The sequence below is a fragment of the Ruegeria sp. AL3 genome (genome assembly GCF_056536065.1).
Genome location: NZ_JBQFJG010000001.1, coordinates 1,270,111 through 1,291,333, shown reverse-complemented (window position 1 = coordinate 1,291,333; position 21,223 = coordinate 1,270,111). Strand labels below are relative to the sequence as shown.

At 58.2% G+C, this 21,223-nt stretch carries 27 protein-coding genes; 13 read left to right on the top strand and 14 right to left on the bottom strand.

Annotated features, from left to right (window positions below; translation table 11 throughout):
- Positions 1-81: 81 nt before the first annotated feature.
- Together rsmD and ACR3E6_RS06455 are read right to left on the bottom strand one after the other, a co-directional pair.
- A complete protein-coding gene (gene rsmD / locus ACR3E6_RS06460) occupies positions 82-639 on the bottom strand; it encodes a 16S rRNA (guanine(966)-N(2))-methyltransferase RsmD (RefSeq protein ID WP_171724700.1) in 558 nt (185 codons plus the stop codon).
- Positions 636-1,847 carry an NAD(P)/FAD-dependent oxidoreductase gene (locus tag ACR3E6_RS06455; RefSeq protein ID WP_171233428.1) on the bottom strand — a complete coding sequence of 404 codons (1,212 nt, stop codon included), beginning with the start codon at positions 1,845-1,847 and terminating at the stop codon, positions 636-638. The genes rsmD and ACR3E6_RS06455 overlap by 4 nt, the downstream gene beginning before the upstream one ends.
- Positions 1,848-1,946: 99 nt before the next feature.
- On the opposite strand from ACR3E6_RS06455, the gene ACR3E6_RS06450 reads away from it, so the two are divergent.
- From ACR3E6_RS06450 to ACR3E6_RS06435, 4 genes are all read left to right on the top strand, one after another.
- Entirely contained in the window at positions 1,947-2,432 is a 486-nt protein-coding gene (locus ACR3E6_RS06450) for a peroxiredoxin (RefSeq protein ID WP_171637345.1), read from the top strand.
- Between the two features lie 102 nt (positions 2,433-2,534).
- Positions 2,535-2,780 carry a glycine zipper 2TM domain-containing protein gene (locus ACR3E6_RS06445; protein WP_171637346.1) on the top strand — a complete coding sequence of 82 codons (246 nt, stop codon included), beginning with the start codon at positions 2,535-2,537 and terminating at the stop codon, positions 2,778-2,780.
- Positions 2,781-2,791: 11 nt separating this feature from the next.
- Positions 2,792-3,139 carry an EF-hand domain-containing protein gene (locus ACR3E6_RS06440; protein ID WP_480486358.1) on the top strand — a complete coding sequence of 116 codons (348 nt, stop codon included), beginning with the start codon at positions 2,792-2,794 and terminating at the stop codon, positions 3,137-3,139.
- A 21-nt stretch (positions 3,140-3,160) separates the two neighbouring features.
- Positions 3,161-3,469, top strand: coding sequence for a hypothetical protein (locus ACR3E6_RS06435; RefSeq protein WP_171637348.1), 309 nt, complete (start codon positions 3,161-3,163; stop codon positions 3,467-3,469).
- On the opposite strand, the gene ACR3E6_RS06430 is transcribed toward ACR3E6_RS06435, so the two are convergent.
- Genes ACR3E6_RS06430 through ACR3E6_RS06415 form a run of 4 tightly spaced genes read right to left on the bottom strand, consistent with a single transcriptional unit; the run spans position 3,466 to position 6,208 of the window.
- Entirely contained in the window at positions 3,466-3,759 is a 294-nt protein-coding gene (locus tag ACR3E6_RS06430; RefSeq protein WP_152459417.1) for a 4a-hydroxytetrahydrobiopterin dehydratase, read from the bottom strand. The genes ACR3E6_RS06435 and ACR3E6_RS06430 overlap by 4 nt on opposite strands.
- Entirely contained in the window at positions 3,756-4,943 is a 1,188-nt protein-coding gene (locus ACR3E6_RS06425) for a GNAT family N-acetyltransferase (RefSeq protein WP_171637349.1), read from the bottom strand. Before ACR3E6_RS06425 ends, ACR3E6_RS06430 begins: the two co-directional genes overlap by 4 nt.
- Before the next feature lie 45 nt (positions 4,944-4,988).
- Entirely contained in the window at positions 4,989-5,756 is a 768-nt protein-coding gene (locus ACR3E6_RS06420) for a glycerophosphodiester phosphodiesterase family protein (RefSeq protein ID WP_171637350.1), read from the bottom strand.
- The gene (locus tag ACR3E6_RS06415; RefSeq protein WP_480486356.1) at positions 5,753-6,208 is read right to left on the bottom strand and encodes a RidA family protein; all 456 of its coding nucleotides are present in this window, start codon (positions 6,206-6,208) and stop codon (positions 5,753-5,755) included. Before ACR3E6_RS06415 ends, ACR3E6_RS06420 begins: the two co-directional genes overlap by 4 nt.
- 345 nt (positions 6,209-6,553) lie before the next feature.
- Between ACR3E6_RS06415 and ACR3E6_RS06410 the strand changes: the two genes are divergently transcribed.
- Both ACR3E6_RS06410 and ACR3E6_RS06405 read left to right on the top strand, forming a co-directional pair.
- On the top strand, positions 6,554-7,324 hold the full coding sequence (locus tag ACR3E6_RS06410) for an MlaA family lipoprotein (RefSeq protein WP_171637476.1): 771 nt from the start codon (positions 6,554-6,556) through the stop codon (positions 7,322-7,324).
- Complete coding sequence (locus ACR3E6_RS06405) at positions 7,314-7,913, top strand: MlaC/ttg2D family ABC transporter substrate-binding protein (RefSeq protein ID WP_171637351.1); 600 nt, start codon at positions 7,314-7,316, stop codon at positions 7,911-7,913. The genes ACR3E6_RS06410 and ACR3E6_RS06405 overlap by 11 nt, the downstream gene beginning before the upstream one ends.
- 103 nt (positions 7,914-8,016) lie before the next feature.
- On the opposite strand, the gene fliP is transcribed toward ACR3E6_RS06405, so the two are convergent.
- Genes fliP through fliF form a run of 4 tightly spaced genes read right to left on the bottom strand, consistent with a single transcriptional unit; the run spans position 8,017 to position 11,204 of the window.
- Complete coding sequence (gene fliP, locus ACR3E6_RS06400; RefSeq protein WP_171637353.1) at positions 8,017-8,745, bottom strand: flagellar type III secretion system pore protein FliP; 729 nt, start codon at positions 8,743-8,745, stop codon at positions 8,017-8,019.
- On the bottom strand, positions 8,745-9,032 hold the full coding sequence (locus tag ACR3E6_RS06395; RefSeq protein WP_152459423.1) for a FliM/FliN family flagellar motor switch protein: 288 nt from the start codon (positions 9,030-9,032) through the stop codon (positions 8,745-8,747). The genes fliP and ACR3E6_RS06395 overlap by 1 nt, the downstream gene beginning before the upstream one ends.
- Positions 9,025-9,621: a FliH/SctL family protein gene (locus ACR3E6_RS06390; protein ID WP_480486353.1), complete on the bottom strand. Its 597-nt coding sequence runs from the start codon at positions 9,619-9,621 to the stop codon at positions 9,025-9,027. The genes ACR3E6_RS06395 and ACR3E6_RS06390 overlap by 8 nt, the downstream gene beginning before the upstream one ends.
- Positions 9,621-11,204 carry a flagellar basal-body MS-ring/collar protein FliF gene (gene fliF / locus ACR3E6_RS06385; protein ID WP_210093650.1) on the bottom strand — a complete coding sequence of 528 codons (1,584 nt, stop codon included), beginning with the start codon at positions 11,202-11,204 and terminating at the stop codon, positions 9,621-9,623. Before fliF ends, ACR3E6_RS06390 begins: the two co-directional genes overlap by 1 nt.
- Before the next feature lie 119 nt (positions 11,205-11,323).
- Here fliF and ACR3E6_RS06380 point away from each other — a divergent pair, with 119 nt between their 5' ends.
- Genes ACR3E6_RS06380 through ACR3E6_RS06360 form a run of 5 tightly spaced genes read left to right on the top strand, consistent with a single transcriptional unit; the run spans position 11,324 to position 15,937 of the window.
- Complete coding sequence (locus ACR3E6_RS06380) at positions 11,324-11,821, top strand: flagellar basal body-associated FliL family protein (RefSeq protein WP_171637356.1); 498 nt, start codon at positions 11,324-11,326, stop codon at positions 11,819-11,821.
- Between the two features lie 9 nt (positions 11,822-11,830).
- On the top strand, positions 11,831-12,307 hold the full coding sequence (locus ACR3E6_RS06375) for a hypothetical protein (RefSeq protein WP_480486351.1): 477 nt from the start codon (positions 11,831-11,833) through the stop codon (positions 12,305-12,307).
- Complete coding sequence (locus ACR3E6_RS06370) at positions 12,304-12,888, top strand: MotE family protein (protein WP_171637360.1); 585 nt, start codon at positions 12,304-12,306, stop codon at positions 12,886-12,888. Before ACR3E6_RS06375 ends, ACR3E6_RS06370 begins: the two co-directional genes overlap by 4 nt.
- Positions 12,889-12,935: 47 nt before the next feature.
- Complete coding sequence (gene motA, locus ACR3E6_RS06365; protein ID WP_480486349.1) at positions 12,936-13,805, top strand: flagellar motor stator protein MotA; 870 nt, start codon at positions 12,936-12,938, stop codon at positions 13,803-13,805.
- A complete protein-coding gene (locus tag ACR3E6_RS06360) occupies positions 13,802-15,937 on the top strand; it encodes a hypothetical protein (RefSeq protein ID WP_480486347.1) in 2,136 nt (711 codons plus the stop codon). The genes motA and ACR3E6_RS06360 overlap by 4 nt, the downstream gene beginning before the upstream one ends.
- Before the next feature lie 594 nt (positions 15,938-16,531).
- Here the strand turns inward: ACR3E6_RS06360 and betB are convergent.
- Positions 16,532-17,986 carry a betaine-aldehyde dehydrogenase gene (gene betB, locus ACR3E6_RS06355; RefSeq protein ID WP_480486345.1) on the bottom strand — a complete coding sequence of 485 codons (1,455 nt, stop codon included), beginning with the start codon at positions 17,984-17,986 and terminating at the stop codon, positions 16,532-16,534.
- A gap of 187 nt (positions 17,987-18,173) precedes the next feature.
- On the opposite strand from betB, the gene ACR3E6_RS06350 reads away from it, so the two are divergent.
- Entirely contained in the window at positions 18,174-18,503 is a 330-nt protein-coding gene (locus ACR3E6_RS06350) for a hypothetical protein (protein WP_152459432.1), read from the top strand.
- Positions 18,504-18,510: 7 nt separating this feature from the next.
- On the opposite strand, the gene ACR3E6_RS06345 is transcribed toward ACR3E6_RS06350, so the two are convergent.
- The gene (locus ACR3E6_RS06345; protein WP_171637370.1) at positions 18,511-19,020 is read right to left on the bottom strand and encodes a potassium channel family protein; all 510 of its coding nucleotides are present in this window, start codon (positions 19,018-19,020) and stop codon (positions 18,511-18,513) included.
- Between the two features lie 65 nt (positions 19,021-19,085).
- The gene (gene trhO / locus ACR3E6_RS06340; protein WP_209835193.1) at positions 19,086-19,991 is read right to left on the bottom strand and encodes an oxygen-dependent tRNA uridine(34) hydroxylase TrhO; all 906 of its coding nucleotides are present in this window, start codon (positions 19,989-19,991) and stop codon (positions 19,086-19,088) included.
- Between the two features lie 96 nt (positions 19,992-20,087).
- Here trhO and pncA point away from each other — a divergent pair, with 96 nt between their 5' ends.
- The gene (gene pncA / locus ACR3E6_RS06335; RefSeq protein WP_209835192.1) at positions 20,088-20,681 is read left to right on the top strand and encodes a bifunctional nicotinamidase/pyrazinamidase; all 594 of its coding nucleotides are present in this window, start codon (positions 20,088-20,090) and stop codon (positions 20,679-20,681) included.
- Here the strand turns inward: pncA and ACR3E6_RS06330 are convergent.
- The gene (locus tag ACR3E6_RS06330; protein ID WP_480486342.1) at positions 20,678-21,208 is read right to left on the bottom strand and encodes a hypothetical protein; all 531 of its coding nucleotides are present in this window, start codon (positions 21,206-21,208) and stop codon (positions 20,678-20,680) included. The genes pncA and ACR3E6_RS06330 overlap by 4 nt on opposite strands.
- Positions 21,209-21,223: the final 15 nt, after the last annotated feature.

Below are 21,223 nucleotides of genomic sequence, written 5' to 3'. Positions count from 1 at the left end.
CCTGCTGTGCCTCGCGCTCGGCCTATCCAAGCTGTCCCGTCAATGCAAACACAGGCCCCGGGCCAAACCGCACGGAACATCTCAGCCTGGCACATCTTTCCACATCAAGGAAATATGCGTGTCGCCATATTTGCGACTGTCTTGCAATGTGAACCCGGCCGGCGCCTGCATCGGGGCATTTTCTTCCCAGACCAACAAGGCATCATCCGCGATCCAGCCATTGGCCAAGGCGGCGACGGCCTTCTGCCCCATGGATTTCCCGTAAGGCGGGTCCAGAAAAACCAGATCGTATGGCGCGCCGGGATTGTCGCCCAACCGGGTCGCATCGCGACGGACCAAGTCGGTACGGTCGGCGCTGCGGGTCAGGTCGATATTCTTGCGTATCAACCCCTGAGCCACCCGCCCGTCATCGACGAAGGTGACATGCGACGCCCCCCGCGACAGCGCCTCGAGCCCCAGCGCCCCGGTTCCCGCGAACAGATCCAGCACGCGCAAACCGTCAAAATCGATCTGGTGGTTGAGCACATTGAACAGGCTTTCACGCACGCGGTCGGTGGTGGGGCGCAGATGCGCGCCCGCATCACCCTTGCCAACCGAGGCGAGGGCGCGGCCCCGGAATTCTCCGGCTATGATCCTCACGCCTTGAGCAGCGGTTTCAGGTCCGCGTTGGGGTCTGCCACGACTTCGGGATCAGCGGTCTTGCCCATTTCGATCAATCGCTTGCCGACCATGTATGCCCGCGGGTCATTCATCGCGTCCACAGCAATCAGCCTGTCGCCTTTGTAATACCAGAAAGACACGGTCTGACCCTCGCCCTTGCGGGTCACCACGCGATCATATCCGGTGTTCAGGCCCGCGATCTGAAGCTTGACGTCGTACTGGTCCGACCAGAACCATGGGGTCGCCACATAATCCTTGGCGGCACCTAGCATGTTCTGCGCCACAATTTCGGCCTGGTCGATGGCGTTTGGGACGCTTTCCAGACGGATACGCCCTTCGCCATGCGGAAAAGAGGCGCAATCGCCCGCCGCCCAGATCGACGGATCAGACGTGCGACCATGGGCATCGGTTTTGATGCCGTTGTCCAGTTCGAGCCCTGCCATCTCGGCCAGTTGGGTTGAGGGGGTGATGCCCACACCAACCACGACGAAATCAACGTCCAGCGTCGTGCCGTCCGTCAACACGGCCCCCACAACCCTGCCATTTTCGCCAATCAGACGATCCAGCCCGACGCCTTCGCGGATGTCGGCACCGTATTCGCTGTGTAACGCGCGGAAATACGCGCTGGTTTCTGGCGCAGCGACCCGTTGCAGGATGCGGTCGGCCATCTCGACCAAGGTGACCTTGACGCCGCGTTTCGCGCAGACGGCGGCGGCCTCGAGCCCGATGTAACCGCCGCCCACAATCAACGCGCGGGCGCCTTCGGTCACTTTGGGTTCCATCTCGTCAATATGGGCCAGGTCGCGCACCACGTGCACGCCGTCCAGATCACCTCCGATGGCGGCAGGCAGGCGGCGCGGATCTGACCCGGTGGTCAGCGCCAGTTCGTCATACGGGATGACTTCATCCCCAACAGTGACCGTCTTGGCCTTGGGGTCGATGCCGGTCACGCGCTGGCCAAGCCGCAGAGTGATGTTGTTTTCGGCATAGAAGCTTTCGGGTCGCAGGAACAGGCGCTCCAGTTCCATCTCTCCAAGAAGATAGGCCTTGGATAAAGGCGGGCGCTGATACGGCAGATGCGGCTCGGCCCCGATCAGAGTAATCTCTCCGTCGAACCCGTCCTTGCGCAACCGCGCCACCAAGGACGCTCCTGCCTGACCCGCGCCAATCACGACAATATGGCTCATGCTTTGCCCACCCTGCAGATTTCCCGTGGTCTCTCTGATTTGACCACCTATATTGCGGCTTAGCCCAATTCTGCAAATCCAAACGACAGGAGCTGAAAAATGATTTCAACAGGAGACACTCTGCCCGAGGCCACACTGATCCAGATGGGGGCCGACGGGCCAGAGGAAGTTCGGATTTCAGACAAGACCAAAGGGCGCAAGGTTGTCATTTTCGCTGTGCCCGGCGCCTATACCGGCACATGCACCACCGCACATGTGCCAAGCTTCATTCGCACCAAAAAGCAGTTCGACGACAAGGGCGTGGACGAGATCATGTGCCTGTCGGTCAACGACCCGTTCGTCATGCAGGCCTGGGGTGAATCCACCGGCGCGGCCGCGGCCGGACTGACCATGGTTTCAGACGCGGCCTCAGAATTCACCAAAGCCATCGGCATGGATTTCGACGCCCCGCCCGTTGGCCTGTTCGCACGCTCGAAACGGTATGCGATGCTGGTCGAGAACGGCAAGGTCACGGCCCTGAACTTGGAAGATAACCCCGGTGCTTGCGGGATCTCGGCGGGTGAAGGTCTGCTGGAGGTGATCTGAATTTGGCCGGCCCCGGTCTGTCCGGGGCCGCGTGAACCCAATTTAACTTGAAGCACTGCCTCAATGCGCGAATACTCGTCGCACAAAATTGGGGAGACTTTTATGAAACTTAAGGTATTTCCATCCATCCTGACCAGCGCAGCCCTTTTGGCAGCCTGCGGTCCGGCCCCAACCCCGCAACAGCAAGCCGCCCGGCAGCACGAAATTGCCTGCCTCAGCGGCACATTGGGCGGCGCCTTGATCGGCGGCGCGATCGGCAACCAGTTCGGCGGCGGATCGGGCAAGACGATCCTGACCGCAGCCGGCGCTGCTGCCGGTGGCATTGAAGGTCAAAGGTTTGCATGCTGAGGAGATTGGACATGAAACGGACGATTTTTGTATTCACGGCTGCATTCCTAGCCTCGGCGACCAATGCCGAAACCGTGGCCGAGCTGCATGAAAAAGAATTGAATGCCATCGACGCAAACAATGACGGGTTCCTGTCCAAAGACGAATTCGACGCTTTTTCAGACTATGCGTTTCAGGCCATGGACGAAGACAAGAACGGCACACTGGGTCAGGCCGAGGCCAAGCCGTTTCTGGACATAAAGCAGTTCCAGAATGTTGACCGCAACAAGGACAGCTTTATCTCAAGATCGGAATATGATGCACAGATGAATGAAGATTTCGGCGTGGCAGATCAGAATGGCAATGGTCAACTGGACTAAGCCCGCTTGAGGGAGCTTGCTATGAAAAAATGGATCGGAATGGGTGCTTTGGCACTGGCCGCGGCCTGTGACGTTCAGCAATCTCCTGTGGTGACGGGGCCTGACGGACAGGCCCGCATCCAGATCAATCCGTCTGGCCTGACCTGCTATGAAAACCGGTGTCTGGATATCAACCCAGCGGCGCGCAGCGTGCGCCAGATCGGGAACAAGACCACTGGCATCCCAAGGTCCATCGATGTCAGCGATGGCACCGTCACACCTGCGGAATTCAAGCAGATGGGCACGGCTGCGTCGCTTGCCGGTGGCCAAGGGTCAGGCAACGACCGCTAGCACAGACTGTCCATCTTTCGGGCCAGTTTGGCGTCCAGTGACGACAGGCCGCCTACGTCATGGGTGGACAGAACCACCTCGACCGTGCGGTAGACGTTGGACCATTCTGGATGATGGTTCCATTTCTCGGCCCAGATCGCCACTTGCGTCATCCAGCCAAATGCGTGCACGAAGTTGTCGAAAATGAAGGTCTTGGTGATCGCGTCGCGGCCTTCGACCATGGTCCAGCCGTTTTTGAACAGCGGATCCAGCAGCGGGCCACGGGTCTCGGCGGACAAAAGTTCAGTCATTGCTGTTCCTCCGGGTTCGATTTCCTGAACGGGCCGTAATCCGTCAGAATCTCGATCTCTTCTCCCACTGCGCGGCCTTCGGCGTCCAGATATTTTTTGACGGCATCGGCAAACCCCGGATCGCCGACCCAGTGCAAGCTATGCGTGCGCGTCGGCAAATAGCCCCGCGCCAGCTTGTGTTCGCCCTGAGCGCCCGCTTCCACCCGGGCCAGACCGTGGGCAATGGCAAAGTCTATCGCCCTATAGTAGCACAGTTCGAAATGCAGGCAGGCATGATGTTCAATGCAGCCCCAATACCGCCCAAAAAGCGTTTCGCGGCCTATGAAGTTCAGCGCACCCGCAATGGCATGACCATCCCGTTCAGCCAAAACCAGGGCCATGTCCTTCGCCATCGTCTCTTGTGCGATGTCAAAAAACTGACGCGTCAGATAGGGCGACCCCCATTTTCGCGCCCCGGTATCCTGATAGAACCGCCAAAATGCATCCCAGTGTTCCGGGCGCAGGTCATCGCCCGTCAATGTGTGGATTTCACCGCCAAAACCATTGGCCTGCGCGCGTTCCTTGCGGATGTTCTTGCGCTTGCGTGAGGACAAGGCCGCTAGGAAGTCATCGAATTCGGCGTAGCCATCATTCAGCCAGTGAAACTGCTGCGAGCTGCGAAGCATTAGCCCCATCTGCTCTCCGGCCAATGCCTCGGCTTCTGTACAGAAGGTTACGTGAACCGAAGAGACCTGATTGTCGGCCGCCAGTTGAACGGCACCCTGCACCAAAGCCGACATTCCGATCCTGTCATAACCCGGGCGCACCAGAAACCGCCGCCCGGTGGCGGGTGTGAACGGCACCGCAATTTGCAGCTTGGGATAATACCGTCCGCCTGCGCTTTCATAGGCATGGGCCCAGCTGTGGTCAAAGATGTATTCGCCCTGGCTGTGCGATTTGGCATACATCGGGGCCGCTGCGATCAGGATCCCGTCAAGAAAGGCGGTCAGGTATTGCGGTTGCCAACCCGTACCGCGCCCGACCGAGCCGCTTTCCTCGAGCGCCAGCAAAAAGCGATGCGTGGTGAAGGGATCAAGGGGCCGCCCACCATCAGCGGCCTCGGGGCAGGCACAGGCATCCCACTCGGCCGCTGAAATCCGCGACAGAGACCCAATGACCTGAACTTCGATTTGGGCCTGATCCATGTTTCCTCCGCACCAGCCCTTTATCTGTGACCGAGGCGGCAAGGTTCAAGCTGAATGCGCGGCCAGATACCCTTCGAAGGTCACATTGTCGGCAACCATGCGGGCCTCTGCCTCTTGTTCAGGCGTTCGGACGGTCCAGCACAGGATCGGCACGCCCTGCGCCTTCAGTTCGGCCACACGCGGGCGGGAAAGATCTTCCGCCTCGTGGCTGATGAAACCGGCCCCGACACGGTCAAAATCAGGAATGTCGCGCAGGGTGTCGCAGACGTCTTGCGGCAGAAGCTCGACACTGGGCTCATAGGCGCAAGTCGTGATGCCGCGCGGCAGATGCGGGGCCAGCCGCGCCAGTTCCGCAACCGAGTTTGGATTGAAGGACATCAGGGCCACCGGGCCGTCATAGCCCTGCAATGCGCGCACGGTGTCGTGCTCGAGGGCGCCGATATTCATACCCATAACGCCGTCCTGATCCTTCAGCTCGATCAGCAGCGGCACCTGGCCTGCGACCATGTCCAGCACTTCATCCAGCGTTGGAATGCCGTCATCCCCATACAGAAGGGTCAATTCAGACGCCGCCGCCGCCGACACCTGCCGGATCGGCCCGGGCTGGCCGGTCAGACGCCCCATGTCGTAATCATGGAACACGACGGCACGATCATCAGATGTCAGCTGAAGGTCGATCTCGATCCCGTATCCGGCATCAATGGCGGCACGAATGGCCGCCCGGCTGTTTTCCGGGCGGTTGTTCGAGACGTCATGCAGCGCCCGATGAGCAATCGGGGCCTGCAAAAACGCAGTTGGCAGGGGCGGTATCATTCGATCTCGAATATCCCTTCGATCTCGACCGCCACGCCCAAAGGCAGCGACGCAGCACTTACGGCAGAGCGCGAGTGGCGACCGGCGTCGCCCATCGCTTCGACCAGAAAGTCGGATGCGCCGTTGATCACTTGCGGCTGCGCAGTGAAATCTGCGGTCGAGTTCACGAAACCGGTCAGCTTGATGACACGCACCAGTTTGTCGATATCTCCGCCACAGGCCGCCTTGACCTGTGCCAGCAGATTGATCGCGCAGACCCGCGCCGCTGCGGCTCCGGCCTCGACATCCATATCATCGCCCAGCTTGCCGGTGATCAGCTCGTCTGATTTCGATATCTGGCCGGACACGTACACGATATTGCCCACACGCACATACGGCACATAATTTGCCGCTGGCGCGGGTGCGTCGCCCAGCGTGACACCGAGGCTTTCCAATTTTGCAGCGATGCTCATTGAGAGGGTCCTTCCCTGATTGACTCTGCCGGACGCTAACCGGGAAGCACAGCCGTGGAAAGACGGAATGCGGCAAATTCCGGCTTGCATGCGATCTGAGCATATCTTTACTTATTATGACTTGTAGATACTCAATTACTTTACCCGGACCTGACGGACAGGTTACACGCTAGGTGTTTCATTTGAGACCTGAAACGACTATGTGACAAGAACTTGTGCCTTACCGGCGTGTAAGTATTGGTGAATTGTGATTGTTGGCCCGACAGAGCGGATGTCGGGCATTTGGGAGAAGCAAAGATCGTGTCGAGCAGATTTCGCCTGAAACACCTGGTTGTCCTGTCACTCATGGCCATTCTGTCCGCCTGTGCAACGACCCCGCCCGAGGGTGCCTCTCGCAGCGACGTGTTCGACCCTTACGAAAACGCGAACCGGGGAATTCACAAGTTCAATCTGGGCGTTGACCGATTTCTGTTTCGACCTGCGTCGAAAGGGTACGTGAAGATCGTTCCTGATCCCATGGTCACCAGTTTCAGCACATTCGCCGAAAACATCTCGTTGCCCGGACAAGCGGTCGACTACCTGCTTCAGGGCAACCCGAAACAGATGGGCAATGCGCTGCTGCGATTTGTGATCAACATGACCGTGGGCGGCTTTGGCCTGTCCGCGCCCGCAGATGAGCTGAACCTGCCGCCCGTCGATACTGATTTCGGCGAGACCCTGCACGTCTGGGGGGTCGGTGAAGGGGCTTATGTTGAACTGCCTTTCTATGGCCCGTCGACCCAAAGGGATGCCATCGGGGTCGTGATCAACCTGTTCTCGAATCCGATCAATTTTACCCCGGTCCGGCCCGCCGACAATCTGGGCGTTTATGCCGAAGTCGTTCGCCGCATGGGCGATCGTGGACGGTTCTCGGATACCGTGGACTCGATTCTGTATGAAAGCGCAGACAGTTATGCGCAGGCCCGCCTGATCTATCTGCAAAACCGTCGCTTCGAACTGGCAAGAGATGACGAAGACGCCTATCTGGATTTGTATTCTGACCCCTATGCCGAAACCGGGACAGACCCGGTCAGGGACCCCTATCTAGACCCCTACGAGGACCCCTATGCTGAATAACGAGTTGAACCGCCGTAACTTTGTCGCAGCTGGTCTGGCTTTGGCCGTCTTGCCCAAATCCGCGTTTGCCCAAACCGAGGCATCAGCCAAGGCACTGGTCAACAGTGTGGTCAACGACATCAACAGGGTTATCGCATCGGGCAAGTCAGAGAATGCGATGCTGCGTGATTTCGAGAAGATCTTTGTGCAATATGCCGACGTCCCGATCATGGCGCGTTATGCCCTCGGTGCCGATGCCCGCACGGCCACCCCATCCCAGCTAAAGCAATTCACCAAGGCTTTTCAGGGCTATATCTCGCGTAAATATGGTCGCCGCTTCCGCGAGTTCATCGGCGGTGAGGTCAACGTGCGCAATGCCCGCAAGATCAAGGCCGGATATGAAGTGCGCACAATTGTCAAGCTGCGCGGCTCGGCTCCGTTTGATGTGACGTTCCTTGTTTCGGACAAGTCAGGGCGTGAAAAATTCTACAACATGTTCATCGAAGGCGTGAATTTGTTGCTGACCGAGCGTACCGAAATCGGCGCGATGCTGGATGCCCGCAAAGGCAACCTGGACCAGTTGATCAAAGACCTGAACAAGACGGGCTGATCCATTTCACTTGCGGCGGGACATTGAATTACGCCTTTGACAACAGTGGGGCAGAGGCGTCTGACCACCTGTTTTTTCAGCGCGCCGCGGCTACATGTCGAGGTCACGGCATGTAACTGCGCACCAAAGCGCCTGCAATCAAAGCCCACCCATCGGCGATCACGAAAAACGCCAGCTTGAATGGCAAGGATACGATGGCCGGAGGCACCATCATCATACCCATCGACATCAATACAGCGGCCACGACAAGATCGATGATCAGAAACGGCAGGAAAATCAGAAACCCGATCTGAAACGCCCGCGCGATTTCCGACAGCATGAAGGACGGCATCAAGACAGACAACGGCGCTTGTGCGGACAACTCCATAGCCTCACCGCCGGGGCGCAAGGCCGCCATGGCATAGAACGTGTCCGCATCCAGTCGGGCCGCCATGAAGGCACGGAACGGCTCTAACGCGCGCTCCAACGCTGGTTCCACTTCCATCGTCTCTTCCATCATCGGTCGTATCCCTGTCGCCCATGCTTCTGAAAACACCGGGTCCATGATGAAATAGGTCAGGAACAACGCCAGGCTGACCAACAGCATATTGGGCGGAGATTGTTGCAGGCCGATCCCTTGCCGCAGGATCGACAGAACGGTGATCAGGAAGGGAAAGCAGGTGATCATGATCGCCAACCCCGGAGCGATGCTCAGGACTGTGATCAGCAGAATCAGCTGGATCGTCCGGGCGGAAATCGAGCCGCCCTCGCCCAGGGACAAGGTCAAATCCTGGGCAGCGGCCAGTGAGGGCGTCAACACAGCCACCAAAGCCAGGCAGAATACATAGCGCATCAACCGATTCCGTTGTGCAAATCCGCAATCTCGGTCAAGCGCACTGCAAGTTGCCCTGCCTGATCGCCTTCCATTTCTTCCAACAGCCCGCGCGCCACCAACTGATCCCCAACATAGAGGTCAACCGGATCTTCGATCCGTTTGTCCAGGGTCAGCACGGCATTCTCTCCCATGTTCAAAAGGTCCTTGATCAATGGGCGCGCACGACCAACGGAAACGGTCACTTCAATCGGGACCGAGTCGAAGGGGTTGGGTTTTTCAGATTTCGGGATCTGGGTGTCATTCATTGGACAAAGCCTCTCTTGTCTCAAAGACATAAGCGTCAAAGGTCTGTTCGATGGCGGCGAGCAAAGCGGTGCAATCAACCTCACGCCGGCTCGTGCCGACCTGAAGACGGGCCTGACCCGGCTCCAGTTCAGAGTGTTCGATCACCTGAGGAGTGGAATGCAGATCTTGCGGCAACAGCGCTGCGACACTCTCGGCACATCCCGGCGGCACCAAAATCTGCATCGGCTGCTCTATCCGCGAACGCGCCATTTCACAGAGTTGCTCCACAATGCGGGCTGCCAGGCCCCGATCGGCCATCTCAGGCAGTACGGTCTGAACCAGGCTGGTGAACATGGGCTCCAGCGACAGGGTCATGCGGGCGATGGCTTCGTGATAGGTGAAAGACATATCCTCAAGCGACCTTGCCAATTCAGCCGAAATCTGGCTGCGGCTTTGCTCCTGCGCCCGCGAGGCATCTTCCCAACCGGCCCCATACCCGTCTTCGAAGGCAGAGAGCCGTTGTTCTTCCAGCGTGTCCTCATTCAAGATCAGAGCGGGCCCCGTACCGGTCTGGGTGGTGAAATCCTCAAGAAGATGGGCAATCGACATCATACCCGCTCCTCGCCTTCTTCAAGCCAACTGCGCAGGATCTCGACAGTTTCTTCCTGCTTGTCACCGATCATGGCGCGCAGCCGGTCGACAGGATCCTCAGTGGCGTTCGAGCCGAGAGCCGGAACACCACGCTCTGCCGGCAGGGTCGAGTGCTCTGCCGGTTCCTCCGGTGCGATTTCACCTGTCAGTGCCAGGGTATCCGAATCCGCCCCTCCTGCCGCCGCCAGCAGCGCCGGTGTCGGTGTTGCATTTGTCAGGATCGGGCGGATCACGAACAAGGCCAGCACGAGCGAAACCAAAGCCAGCACAGCCATCTGTATCAAGGACATGACATCCAGATGGATGTTCTGCCAGAGCGACGACGAAACCAGAGTGCCCTGTGGTTCGACCGACGGCAAATCCATGGATTTCAGTGTAATAACGTCCCCGCGCGCCGCATCGTACCCGACTGCCGACGCCACGAGCTCTTCCAGAGCGGTAAGCTCTTCCTGAGGCAAGGGCGTGAAGACTTCGGCACCGGAGGCGTCCACCGATCTTTTCCCATTGACCAGAACTGCAACCGTCAGACGCTTGATCGCGCCGGGGGCTTTATGGACTTCCAGCTCTGTCTCGGAGACTTCGTAGTTCACCCGCTCACGAGTCTGGGTAGCCGTCGAGTTCGATTCGTCCCCGCCCGCCGCATCGCCATCCGGCAGGTTCGACGCCACGGTGACATCCGATGACTGATTTCGGGCGCTGTCCGAACGTTCTTCGACATCCGTGCTGATCGCCACGCGGCCTTTGGGGTCAAAGCGCCGCTCGCGAATGGATTCCGTCCTGGTTTCGGTATCGACACTGACTTCGACCACGGCGTTGCCGGTACCGACACGCGCCTCGACCAGACGCAGAACACGTTCCCGCAACTGGCGCGACTTGTCGTCCGAAGTGTCCGCAGGCGCTGCGGTATCCTGCCCGCCAATCACGGCCCCGTGCGAATCAACCACCGTAACGTTCTCGGGCGTCAGGCCGCTGACGGCCGAGGCAACGAGGAACCGGATGGCCTTGGCCTGATCCCCGGTAATTTCGGTCCCGGATGGCACGAGGTAGACCGAAGCCGTTGGTGACACGCTGCGCTGAAACGGGTTTGCCGTCCCGTTGGCAATATGGACGCGCGCCTGACTTATATGCGGGCTTCCGACAATCGTCCGCGCCAGTTCACCCTCTTTCGCGCGCCAATAGGCAGCATCGAACATCTGAGAGGTAGTGCCAAACCCGCTTAGCGAATCAAGCAGTTCGTACCCTTTATTGCCGTTTGCGGGCAGGCCTTCGCTGGCAAGGGTCATTCGCAGCTCGTCGCGCTGCGCGCCGGATACGTAGATCGATCCGCCCCGAATTTCATATGTGACGCCGCGCTGGTCCAGCGCGCGTACTATTTCCCCGGCGGCACCGCTTTCCAGACCCGCATAAAGCAGCGTCATGGACGGAGCCGTCACGAGGCGCGACATGCCAAGGATTCCCAGAAACACCAGCGCAACCGCACCGGCGACGATGATTTGTTTACGCCTGTCCAAATTAGCCCAGACAGTTCCGATCTGCTGCACGCTCACCTCCGACTCGCCGGCATTCTGCCCGACGCACCCTCTGTTTGGACGATTGCTCTTAACAATCGGTTAGTCCCTGCGCGGTTATGACGGGGTCGGAACGGATGAATGAGGACGTCATGACCGACGCAACCGACGAACTGGCGGAACCCACCGGGAAAAAAGGGAAAAAGGGAATGCTGATCGGGATGCTTCTTGCCATCGCCGGCGCTGCGGGCGGGTATTTCCTGACGTCATCCGGATTGATTCCGCTGGGTGGCAAGGCCGCGGTTGAGGCCGGCAAGGACGAGGCGGAAAAGGAACCTGCCAAAGCGCTGGCAGATGTCGGGTTCATTGATCTGCCGCCGGTTGTTGTATCGGTGAATTCCGGCAAGTCACGACATTTGAAGTTCCACGCTCAGCTCGAAGTTAACGCGCCGTACATAGCTGATGTGAAAAAAATGCAGCCACGAATCATGGATGTCCTGAACGGATACCTGCGAGCCGTCGAATTGAAGGACCTGGAGGATTCGCTGGCATTGACGCGCATCCGAGGTCACCTGCTGCGACGCATTGGAATTGTCGTTGGCGAAGGGCGCGTTCGCGATGTGCTGGTGATGGAATTTGTACTGAATTAGGAGGCGGAATTGGAGCTGATTGCGGATATTTTGCTGGTCGCCGGTGCGTTGGGCGCGGGTCTTTATTGTTTTGTGCTGTCGCGCCGCCTCAGGCGGTTCACCGATCTTGAACAAGGCGTCGGTGGCGCGGTGGCCGTGTTGTCGACCCAGGCAGAAGAGCTGAAGAAATCCCTGGACAGCGCGCGAAATGCCTCTGATCAATCGGGGGATCAGCTGAAGGCGCTGACGCAAAGGGCTGAGACTGTGGCGCAGCGCCTGGAGCTGATGATGGCATCTCTGCATGATGTCATCCCCGAAGAAGAAACTGCTGCCCCGGAAAAAGCAAAGCCTGTCCAAGACGAGCCCCAGCCTGAAGAGGAACAGGGCACCAAGCACGAGAAAGCAGCGGAACCGGTCGAAACTGGTGCGCGTGAAGAGCAAGCCAAGGCGCCAGAGGGCCTGATGTTCTTCCGCCATGACCGCAAGCAGAACGGGGTGCAGGTATGAGCCTTGCGCGCAACGCCAAACACGATACACGCCCGCGCGGTGGTGTGCTTGCTGTCATCTCATTGCTGATGATCGGCTCGGCAGCCATTCGCGTTGGCTTGGAGGCAGGACCCGCGCTCGCCAAACCGGCGACACACGAAGCCGTGGAAAACGAGCCTGCCGCGTCCGAAACACGCGATGTTCAGGTTGTGCTGGCGGAGCTTTTGCGCCGGGAGGATCGCGTCAAACAGCGAGAGGCTGAATTACGCGATCAGGAAAAAGCACTGGAGATCGCAACCCAGGCCGTTGAAACGCGTCTGACGGCCCTGAAGGAAGCAGAAGATGCCCTGCGTGCCACGTTGGCGGTTGCGGACAAAGCGGCAGAGAACGATCTGGCGCGCCTGACGGATGTTTACCAGAACATGAAACCCAAGGACGCAGCCGCGTTGTTTGAAACCATGGACCCAACCTTTGCCGCAGGGTTCCTGTCCCGCATGCCGGCGGACGCAGCGGCTGGCGTACTGGCGGGCCTGAGCCCCGAAGCGGCCTATACAATCAGCGTTGTCATGGCCGGACGCAACGCCTCGGCCCCACAGGAGTAGTCGCTCGTGTTGCCCGGTAACGCACAGAACTCATCTGGAGATCTCAAATGATTGGAATTGTTGGAATTGTTGTCATCTTCGTAATGGTCTTCGGCGGCTATCTCGCGGCAGGTGGCAAGATGACCATCATCATGAAATCTCTTCCCTTCGAAATGATGATGATCGTTGGTGCTGCCGTAGGAGCCTTTCTGATCAGCAATGACATGGGCGGCGTGAAACATACGATCAAAGACATGGGCAAGGTGTTCAAGGGCCCGAAATGGAAGCCCGAAGACTATCGTGACCTTCTGTGCCTTCTGTTTTCGTTGATCCGCATTGCCCGCGCCAACCCTGTTGAGGTCGAGCAGCATATTGAAGACCCCGAAAACTCCAGCTTGTTTTCCGCATACCCCAAGATCCAATCAGACAAGGAGGCCGTCGACCTGATTTGTGACACCATGCGGTCGGCGGCGATGAATTATGACGATCCGCATCAGGTTGAAGAGGTTCTGGAGAAGCGCATGGAGGCGAATTTTCATCACGCCATGCACTCAAGCCATGCACTTCAAACAGTGGCAGACGGCCTGCCCGCGCTGGGGATCGTTGCTGCGGTTCTGGGCGTGATCAAGACGATGGGATCAATCGATCAGCCGCCCGAAGTGCTGGGGAAGCTGATTGGGGGTGCCCTTGTGGGCACGTTCCTGGGCGTTTTTCTGGCCTATGGTCTGGTCGGCCCCTTCGCAGGCAAACTGAAAGCCGTGGTTGAAGAAGACAACCACTTTTATCAGCTGATCAAAGAAGTATTGGTGGCCAACCTGCACAACCACAATGCTGCCATGTGCATTGAGGTCGGACGCCAGAACACCCCAACCCATAACCGCCCTGGCTTTTCCGAGCTGGAAGACGCATTGAAAGAGCTCAAGCAGGCTGCAGCATGAAGCGCATCGGGTTTCTGATTGCGGTTTTGGTCACGGCTGCATCTGCCGTGACCGCACAGGACGTGGTGGTGCGATCCGGTGAGCATGACGGATTCACACGTCTGGTTTTCGACGTGCCACCGGATACCCGCTGGGTGCTGGCGCAACGGAAGAACGGCGCCAGCCTTACAATTGCCCTGGACGACGTGACATTCAAGACCAGCTCGGTTTTTGGGCGTTTGACCACGAACCGACTGGCCTCATTGTCGCAGGAAAACCCCGGCAGCGCGTTGGAGCTGGAGTTCGGGTGCGACTGCGTGGCGTCGGCGTTTCTGTACAGAAACTCGATGATCGTATTGGACATCGCACCAGGGGAGTTGTTGCCGCCGCTTCTTGAGAATGTACCGCCACCCTTGATCGGAAAAACGGCCAAAGGCAAACCGCCCTCGGTGGAGACAGGGTTGCACCTGCCGCTTCTCACCATGACTGAGCAGGGGATAAAAGACCAGCTGTCCACTCGTCTTCTGCAAGGGACCGATCGCAAGCTGCTGGACTTGAAGCTTGCTCCTGTCGGGCCACGCAACACCGCTCCGTCCGGTACACGCGTTGTGCCGCCCCAATTGAGTTCGAACCTACGTCTGACCACGGTTCTGGACGATTTGCAGAATGTTCTGAACGCAGAACTGCAACCAATTGACCAAAGACCGGCCTGCATCTCGACTGCTGAGCTGAATTTTGCGTCCTGGTCAGGGAACACGCCTTTTCCGGATCAGGTGTCAGCTCTCCGCTCTGGGCTGTACAAAGAGTTTGACAAACTTGACGGCGAAAAGGTCATGACCCTGGCCAGACTCTACGCCTCTTTCAGTTTCGGAGCCGAAGCGTTGAGTGTCTTGAGGCTGTTGGAGACGCCGCCAGCGGGCTTCGAACCCGTTGCGGCAATTGCGCGGGTTGTAGATAACCGGCCGCCGCTGCCCAGGAATCCATTCAACGACCTGCAACGATGTGACAGCGATGCCGCGCTTTGGGCTGTGTTGTCCGAAGGGGAACTGGCACCTGACGCAAACGTGGAAGCAATCGAACACGCGTATTCAAGACTGCCGGATCATCTTCGCCGCCAGCTGGGGCCGCGGTTATCAGGAATACTGGTGAGAGCACAACACCTGGAGGCTGCCCGCAGAATCCTTCGCTCGGTTGACCGGATTGAACCGGAAACGACATCCAGTGTCGCTCAGGCCAAAGCCAGCGTTGCCAAGGCGGAAGGAAACAGTGACCGTGAAGAAGAGTTGTTGACCGAGGTTATAACCTCTACCGACGCCGCCGCTGAATCTCCGCTGGCTTTGGCGCGCCTGGTGGAAAAACGTTGGTCTGAACGCAAAGCTGTTTCTTCTCAGGAGCTTGATCTGGCGGCATCTTATGCGGTCGAGCTCAGGCGATCGGAGCTGGGCCCGATGATGAACCGCACCTATGCGATCGCTCTGAGCCTGAGCCAGGAATTCGACCGTGCATTTGACGTGATCAAAGCGCAACCACCCGGACCCGGTAGTGACGGCGCGATCAATCGGCATCTGCAATTGCTTGCTGAAAGATCGGATGACGCAACCTTTCTACGCCAGACGATGGAGGTAATGCAGCCGGACATGACGGTGGTGCTGACAACCGATACTGCAATTGCATTGGCAAGCCGCCTTGCTGATCTGGGCTTTGCTGAGCATACATTTGCGCTGGCGAACAGACCGGAAGATCAGTCGCGGCGCTCGGATCGGGCTCGGTTGCGGGCTCGGGCCGCTTTGCTGTCGGGGCGCCCTCATCAAGCCCTGTTAGAGCTGGCTGATGACAATTCCGAAGAGGCGATCGCCTTGCGCGCGCAGGCGATGGTTTCAACAGAAGAATTTGCAGCCGCCGCCGATATGCTCCGAGATCTCGAACAAATCGAAGCGGCAAACCGGTATTTCTGGCTGGCCGGGATGTCGGATGAAAGGTTGGAACCTGCGGACGGGAAATACGCGGCATTGAACCAAACGACCCAAGCCTTGTCTGACCTGCCGGAACGGTTGGCGGAAAAACCGCTGGCGGTTGCGGAAAACCTGTTGAAGGACAGCCAGTCGGCCCGCCAGCGGATCGATGAGATGTTGAACGCAGTTGGGGTAAAATGACGTATATCGCGACTGTTCCGGCCGCACCCGGCAAAGTGAACGCGGGTCCCTAAACCGGTATACCCTGCGATGCGTTTCAACCGGTGGCAGCGTTGGGAGCCCGGCGCCGTTGCTTCAAACGGTTCCAATCAGAACGCCCGATCAGGCGGTGATGCAAACATGGCTCCAACTTCTTTCAAGGATGTTGTGTTCCAGACATGACACAGAAGAACAGGCCGCCGAATTTCAGGCCACGTTCCTCAACCAAAAAGGTCACGACGGCTGACCGCCCGTAAAGCAACCGGTGCCGTGGCATTTGCGGCATAAGCGTGAAAACGAGACGCCACATCCGAAATACGGCGGTAAAAGTTCCTCGCCTTCAATGAGTTCCGTGGTCAGAGAAATCGCGGACGTGTCTCCTCATCAAACCTGGCCAACCGGCTTGGGATGGCAACGTCTTTGGACACAAATTCTGCAAGCCCGCCTTTTCCGACACGCTGACAGGCATCGGTATTGCCAGTACAGTATTGCCCGCCACTGGCTGGCGTTTCCTCAGCTCCCGGTGCCGGGCACCGGGAGCTGAGGCGTCAAAAACAGCGGACAACCGTCCTAGATTCAGTACGGAGCCTCAACATCATTCATCGAGACATAGACGGTTTTCATTTCCGAGAAGTGATTGATCGCCAGTTTCGAGTTCTCGCGCCCGACGCCGGACATCTTCGATCCACCAAACGGCGCTTCGACCGGGGCAAGGTTGTAGGTGTTGATATAGCAAGTGCCAGCTTCGAATCCGGCCACAATTCGATGCGCCCGGGTCAGATCATTGGTGAAGACACCTGCGGCCAGACCGAACTCAGTGTCATTGGCGCGGGCCATCACCTCTTCTTCAGTCTCGAAATCCAGCACCGACATGACGGGGCCAAAGATTTCCTCGCGTGCGATGGTCATGTTGTCCGTGACGTCAGCAAAAACCGTGGGCTGCACAAAATAGCCGTCTCTTTCGATCCGTTCACCGCCATAAACCAACCTTGCGCCTTCGGCTTTGCCCTTTTCGATATAGCCCAGGGCGATGTTCATCTGGTTCTCGCTGACCATCGGGCCAAAGCTGACGTCCTCGTCCATTGGATCGCCGATTTTCGCGTGATCCAGACGTTCTGACAGACGTTTCAGGAAGGCCTCTTTGATACCTTTCTGAACGAAGACGCGGGTGCCATTGGAACAAACCTGGCCCGAAGAGTAGAAGTTGCCCAGGATCGCACCTGAAACAGCGTTTTCGATGTCGGCATCGTCAAAGACGATCATCGGGGATTTGCCGCCAAGTTCCATGGTCACATGCTTCATGCCGTCCGCCGCAGCAGCATAGACCTTGCGGCCTGTCGGCACAGAACCTGTCAAAGAGACCTTTGCCACGCGCGGATCGGTGACCAGCGAAGCACCGACATCGCCGTAACCCTGGATCACGTTGTAGACACCCTTGGGCGCGCCGGCCTCGACAAGAATTTCGGCCACTTTCAATGCCGAAAGGGGCGTGGTTTCCGAAGGTTTGAATACCATCGTGTTGCCGCAGGCCAGTGCAGGTGCACCTTTCCAGCAGGCGATTTGCGTGGGGTAATTCCATGCGCCGATCCCGACGCAAACGCCCAGCGCCTCGCGGATGGTATAGACGAAATCCCCCCCGCCCAGCGGAATATGCTCGCCAGTCAGAGAGGCGGCCAATCCACCAAAATACTCCAGCGCATCGGCCCCCGAGGTGGCATCGGCCACTGTGGTTTCCTGAATCGGCTTGCCGGTATCATGGGTTTCCAGAACGGACAGGTCGTAATTGCGTTCGCGCATAATATCAGAGGCGCGGCGCAGGATGCGGCCACGTTCCGTCCCGGACAGGGCCGCCCATGCTGCCTGAGCGTTTTTTGCGCTGTTTAGAGCCTGTTCCACGATCGCCGGCGTCGCCGAATGCAAACGTGCAATCACTTCGCCTGTAGCGGGATAGATCACTTCGATGGCCGCGCCGTTTGTATCTTCGACATATTCGCCACCAATGAAATGGCTGGCCCGGGGCTGAAACTTCATACCGTGTCCTTTTCTTTCGCACCCGTCAGGACGGGACAAATGGTCAGTCGAAAATCGGCCTATCGGTTATTGATTGACCAGTCAATAAAATCATCGAAGGGGTGGCTTCACGCCTGCCAAACCCCGCAAACCTTGAAATTTTTGGTTAATGTTCTATTTATGTTCTACATAGTCAGAGGACAAACCGATGACCCAGCAAACACGTCCCACAGCCCTGAACGGGCCGAACAACGACTATCACTTGCTTCCGGTCACCGATCGGCAGATGCGGTATGCGCGAGCGATTGCCGAGAAGTCAGCCCTTGAGATTCCGGTTGAGGCACAGCGTGACCGGCGGCTTTTATCTGACTGGATTTCAGCCCACAAACCACGCGGGACCTCGCAGTTCGACAATTACCCGACGGGAAAACAAGTCGCGTTTGCCGAGCGGATTTCACGCAGCAAGCGTCGCCCGATCCCATCCGAGTGTTTCCGCGACAAGAAAATGATGTCGCGCTGGATCGATCACAACAAGTAGCCCCGAATTAGGGTCTATCCGGATTGTGGTTGCGGGCATAAAGCGAAACTGCTGCGGCAACAAACATACCCAGTAGGATATAGCCTGTTACGGCCTCGGACACGGCGAGCCCACGGCACATACCGGTCGGGGACATGTCGCCATATCCGACTGTGGTAAAGGTAACATAGGAAAAATACAGGATATCCCCCGGACCCTGCGCACCAATGACACAGTGGTCGTTATACCCAAAGGCCCCGTAAACTGCGGCGAACAGGAATGGAACAACCTGTATGAACGAAACACCCATCAGAAACAAAAGCCTGCGGGGCGATTTCACCTGTGTCATGTAATACCAGGACTGTGACACCAGCCAGATCAACAACCCGATCGAGGCGACTGTGCCAATCGTATCGCCTGCAGCCGCCTCGCTCAGGCGGGACAGGCCATACCAGGCCAGGAAGCTAGCAAGAACCAGCCCCAGTGCCGCAATCAGGGTCGATTTCCATTCGTCCAATGTCGTGGGTTTGCGGTGCATGAACGCCCCCTCAATCCGGTCTTCGGGCAATCATCCGACCTAAAGGCATCGCCCGCAACCCGAATTCAATCCTGCCGCAGATGCGCCTCACCCCGTTCCCGCGCCAGCAGGATCTGCTTTTGCCGCTCGCGAAAGCGCATTTTGTCAGCATCGGACGTCTCATCGATGCATTGATGGCATGAAACGCCGTGCTCGTATTCCGGGCGCTTCATATCCTCGGGCAGGATAGGACGCCGGCAGCCATGACATAGCTTGTGCGGCCCTTCAACAAGCCCGTGGCCAACCGAAACGCGATTGTCGAACACAAAGCATTCACCCTGCCAGGAACTGTCTTCGGCTGGGATTTCCTCCAGATACCGCAGGATACCGCCTTTGAGGTGATAGACATCTTCGACCCCCTGCCCCAACAAGTAGTTGGTGGATTTCTCGCAACGGATACCGCCCGTGCAGAACATGGCGACCCGCTTGTTGTGAAAGCGGTCCTTGTTCTGTTCCCACCATTCCGGGAAATCGCGGAAACTGGCTGTTTCAGGGTCTATAGCGCCTTCAAACGTCCCGATTGCCACTTCGTAATCGTTTCGCGTGTCGATCAGCACCACATCGTCAGAACGGATCAGGTCATTCCACTCCTGCGGGTCGACATAGTTGCCGACACGGGCGCGCGGGTCCACGTCGGGCTGGCCCATGGTCACGATCTCTTTCTTCAGCCGCACCTTCATCTTGCCGAAAGGCGGGTGGTCCGAGGTCGCTTCTTTCCACTCCATATCAGCGCAACCGGGCAAGGATCGGACATGTGACAGCACAGCGTCGATTCCGGCCCGCGGACCAGCGATCGTGCCGTTGATCCCTTCCTGGGCAAGCAGCAGCGTACCTGTGACAGACTGCGCGCGGCACAGGTCCAGCAAGGGGTCGCGCAACGCGGCCGGGTCCGCGAAACGTGTAAAGTGATAGAGGGCAGCGATTGTGTACATACGCGCGATCTACCTTTGCAGACCCAGAGTCGCAAGGGATTGCATTGACGCCCCGCGCGCCGCCGCCTACCGATAGAGCGGTAAAAGGAGGCCGCCATGACCCATGCCCTGCTCGTGATCGATGTCCAGAACGACTTCTGCCCAGCCGGGGCACTGGCCGTGGCAGAAGGGGACGAGATCGTCGCACCGATAAACGCCATGATGGATGAATTCGATGCCGTGATCCTGACTCAGGACTGGCATCCGACGGGACATTCTTCGTTTGCCAGTTCCCACGATGGCAAAAACCCGTTCGACCTGGTCGACATGCCCTATGGCCCACAGGTTCTGTGGCCCGACCACTGCGTGCAGGGCACGCGCGGCGCCGGTTTTCATCCCGACTTGCGCACGGATGGCGACCTGATCCTTCGCAAAGGATTCCGCAGTACCATCGACAGCTATTCCGCATTCTTCGAGAATGACCACCAGACACCGACAGGCCTGAAAGGCTATTTGGATACACGCGGTATCGACCGTTTGACCCTTGTGGGATTGGCCACCGATTACTGCGTGCGTTATTCCGCGGTAGATGCCGCCAGGTTGGGTTTCGATGTCACGGTCCGCATGGGCGCGTGCCGCGCGATTGATATGGACGGTTCGCTGGCAGCCGCCGAGCAGGCGATGCGAGATGCCGGAGTCGTATTGACCTAAGGTGTGGCCCCTGCGGCGGCCAGAAGCTTGATCATCACGAACAGAATAACCGCCAGACCCAGCGCAAACCCAATGCGCCCTGGTATCGTGCGACGTTCCGGGTTGGTCCGGTCTGACGGAGGTGACGGAACGCGCATCGGCCGGCTGCGCACGATCCCAGCCATGGGTTGCGCGGTTCGCACATAATGCAGGAAATCCCAAAGGTTGAAATCGCCACAATATTCACCCTGAATTCCACGCGTCCTGATGTTGTCAAACAGCGACCGCAGAATTCGCACCCGATCCGCATGATCCTCGGCCGGAAATACACCTGGCACGATGCCGCTGTTGCGCGACTCGAGGCTGAACCCGGCATCCATGAAAATCTTGCGGATTTTCGGCGATGTTCCACGCAACGCGTCCGCGGCTCTGATGTCGCGGAACACCGCACATACCTGGCGTTCTGTATCAGAGGCAGACCCCAGCTTTTCGGGGTCCAGATCTTCCAGCGCTACGTTAACAATATCAAAATCGTACTCGATACCCATTTACAAACTCAGTTT

What these genes read in the sequence shown, in the direction of transcription:
- ACR3E6_RS06455 (WP_171233428.1), bottom strand. Translation starts at nt 1,847, where the DNA reads ATGAGCCATATTGTCGTGATTGGCGCGGGTCAGGCAGGAGCGTCCTTG.
- ACR3E6_RS06450 (WP_171637345.1), top strand. Translation starts at nt 1,947, where the DNA reads ATGATTTCAACAGGAGACACTCTGCCCGAGGCCACACTGATCCAGATG.
- ACR3E6_RS06445 (WP_171637346.1), top strand. Translation starts at nt 2,535, where the DNA reads ATGAAACTTAAGGTATTTCCATCCATCCTGACCAGCGCAGCCCTTTTG.
- ACR3E6_RS06440 (WP_480486358.1), top strand. Translation starts at nt 2,792, where the DNA reads ATGAAACGGACGATTTTTGTATTCACGGCTGCATTCCTAGCCTCGGCG.
- ACR3E6_RS06435 (WP_171637348.1), top strand. Translation starts at nt 3,161, where the DNA reads ATGAAAAAATGGATCGGAATGGGTGCTTTGGCACTGGCCGCGGCCTGT.
- ACR3E6_RS06430 (WP_152459417.1), bottom strand. Translation starts at nt 3,759, where the DNA reads ATGACTGAACTTTTGTCCGCCGAGACCCGTGGCCCGCTGCTGGATCCG.
- ACR3E6_RS06425 (WP_171637349.1), bottom strand. Translation starts at nt 4,943, where the DNA reads ATGGATCAGGCCCAAATCGAAGTTCAGGTCATTGGGTCTCTGTCGCGG.
- ACR3E6_RS06420 (WP_171637350.1), bottom strand. Translation starts at nt 5,756, where the DNA reads ATGATACCGCCCCTGCCAACTGCGTTTTTGCAGGCCCCGATTGCTCAT.
- ACR3E6_RS06415 (WP_480486356.1), bottom strand. Translation starts at nt 6,208, where the DNA reads ATGAGCATCGCTGCAAAATTGGAAAGCCTCGGTGTCACGCTGGGCGAC.
- ACR3E6_RS06410 (WP_171637476.1), top strand. Translation starts at nt 6,554, where the DNA reads ATGGCCATTCTGTCCGCCTGTGCAACGACCCCGCCCGAGGGTGCCTCT.
- ACR3E6_RS06405 (WP_171637351.1), top strand. Translation starts at nt 7,314, where the DNA reads ATGCTGAATAACGAGTTGAACCGCCGTAACTTTGTCGCAGCTGGTCTG.
- fliP (WP_171637353.1), bottom strand. Translation starts at nt 8,745, where the DNA reads ATGCGCTATGTATTCTGCCTGGCTTTGGTGGCTGTGTTGACGCCCTCA.
- ACR3E6_RS06395 (WP_152459423.1), bottom strand. Translation starts at nt 9,032, where the DNA reads ATGAATGACACCCAGATCCCGAAATCTGAAAAACCCAACCCCTTCGAC.
- ACR3E6_RS06390 (WP_480486353.1), bottom strand. Translation starts at nt 9,621, where the DNA reads ATGTCGATTGCCCATCTTCTTGAGGATTTCACCACCCAGACCGGTACG.
- ACR3E6_RS06380 (WP_171637356.1), top strand. Translation starts at nt 11,324, where the DNA reads ATGACCGACGCAACCGACGAACTGGCGGAACCCACCGGGAAAAAAGGG.
- ACR3E6_RS06370 (WP_171637360.1), top strand. Translation starts at nt 12,304, where the DNA reads ATGAGCCTTGCGCGCAACGCCAAACACGATACACGCCCGCGCGGTGGT.
- motA (WP_480486349.1), top strand. Translation starts at nt 12,936, where the DNA reads ATGATTGGAATTGTTGGAATTGTTGTCATCTTCGTAATGGTCTTCGGC.
- ACR3E6_RS06360 (WP_480486347.1), top strand. Translation starts at nt 13,802, where the DNA reads ATGAAGCGCATCGGGTTTCTGATTGCGGTTTTGGTCACGGCTGCATCT.
- betB (WP_480486345.1), bottom strand. Translation starts at nt 17,986, where the DNA reads ATGAAGTTTCAGCCCCGGGCCAGCCATTTCATTGGTGGCGAATATGTC.
- ACR3E6_RS06350 (WP_152459432.1), top strand. Translation starts at nt 18,174, where the DNA reads ATGACCCAGCAAACACGTCCCACAGCCCTGAACGGGCCGAACAACGAC.
- ACR3E6_RS06345 (WP_171637370.1), bottom strand. Translation starts at nt 19,020, where the DNA reads ATGCACCGCAAACCCACGACATTGGACGAATGGAAATCGACCCTGATT.
- trhO (WP_209835193.1), bottom strand. Translation starts at nt 19,991, where the DNA reads ATGTACACAATCGCTGCCCTCTATCACTTTACACGTTTCGCGGACCCG.
- pncA (WP_209835192.1), top strand. Translation starts at nt 20,088, where the DNA reads ATGACCCATGCCCTGCTCGTGATCGATGTCCAGAACGACTTCTGCCCA.
- ACR3E6_RS06330 (WP_480486342.1), bottom strand. Translation starts at nt 21,208, where the DNA reads ATGGGTATCGAGTACGATTTTGATATTGTTAACGTAGCGCTGGAAGAT.